Source organism: Allobosea sp. TND4EK4, assembly GCF_900156025.1.
Taxonomy (GTDB): domain Bacteria; phylum Pseudomonadota; class Alphaproteobacteria; order Rhizobiales; family Beijerinckiaceae; genus Allobosea.
This window is the reverse complement of record NZ_FTMO01000059.1, coordinates 1-1182: the sequence shown is the minus strand read 5'-3', so window position 1 is coordinate 1182 and position 1182 is coordinate 1. Positions and strand designations below refer to the sequence as shown.

Here is a 1182-nt window from a genome sequence, read left to right as displayed (position 1 = left end):
ATCAACGAGATCAACGCGGTTGTGGATTCGGCGACGACGGAGTTTGCCGGGGCGCTTCAGGCGATTGCGGGCGGGGATCTGACGAGCCGGGTTGAGACGGGCTATCGCGGCCGCTTCGCCGATCTGAAGGCGGCGATCAACGAGACGGTGGACCGTCTGTCGGAGACGGTGGCGACGATCCAGGTGACGGCGGCGGATGTCGGTCTTGCGGCGCGCGAGATCAACATGGGCGCGGACGACCTGTCGAAGCGCACCGAGGAGCAGGCCTCGAGCCTGGAGGAGACGGCGGCGACGACCGAGGAGCTGGCGGCGAGCGTGAAGGCCTCGGCGCAGGGCTCGAAGGATGCGGCCCGGATCGCCGACGATGCGATGCGGGCGGCGCAGACGGGCGGGGCCATCGCCGGCCAGGCGGTGGAGGCCATGGCGCGGATCGAGAGCGCCTCGCAGAAGATCTCGGACATCATCCGGGTGATCGACGACATCGCCTTCCAGACCAACCTGCTGGCGCTGAACGCGGCGGTGGAGGCGGCGCGGGCCGGCGACGCCGGCAAGGGCTTTGCGGTGGTGGCCTCGGAGGTGCGCACGCTGGCGCAGCGCTCGAGCGACGCGGCCAAGGACATCTCGGCGCTGATCTCCTCCTCCAATGGCGAGGTCGAGGAGGGCGTCAAGCTGGTGCGCCAGGCGGGCGAGCAGCTCAGCCAGATCCTGGACTCCTCGCAGAAGGTGGCCTCGACCATCGCGGAGATCTCGGCGGCCTCGGGCGAGCAGGCCAACGGCATCGACGAGATGAGCCAGGCGGTGGCGCATCTGGACGAGATGACGCAGCAGAACGCGGCGCTGGCCGAGCAGAGCGCGGCCTCGGCCGGGGCGCTGTCGGGCCGCATCGGCCAGCTCAACGACCTCGTCGCGCAGTTCCGCACCGGCCGCCAGGCGCAGGGCCAGCAGGCCCAGCCAGGCCCAGGCCTATGCCGCGCCGGCCGCCTATGCCGCGGCCGGCGGCGGCTCGGCCCGCAGCGCCCCGCGCCCGGCCCCCCGGCCTGCCCCGGCCCGCCAAGCCCCGCGCCCGGTCGCGGCCCAGGCGAGGCCCGCCGGCATGACCACGCAGGATGGCGGCGGCGAACCCGAACGCCTGCGCCAGCTCGCCGAAGCCGCCTTCGCACAGACCAAGGCCGCAGCTCCCGC

At 72.9% G+C, this 1182-nt stretch carries 1 protein-coding gene; it reads left to right on the top strand.

Annotated features, from left to right (window positions below; translation table 11 throughout):
- The coding region (locus tag BW981_RS23315; RefSeq protein ID WP_244560424.1) for a methyl-accepting chemotaxis protein at nt 1-1182 on the top strand (1182 nt) is incomplete at both ends.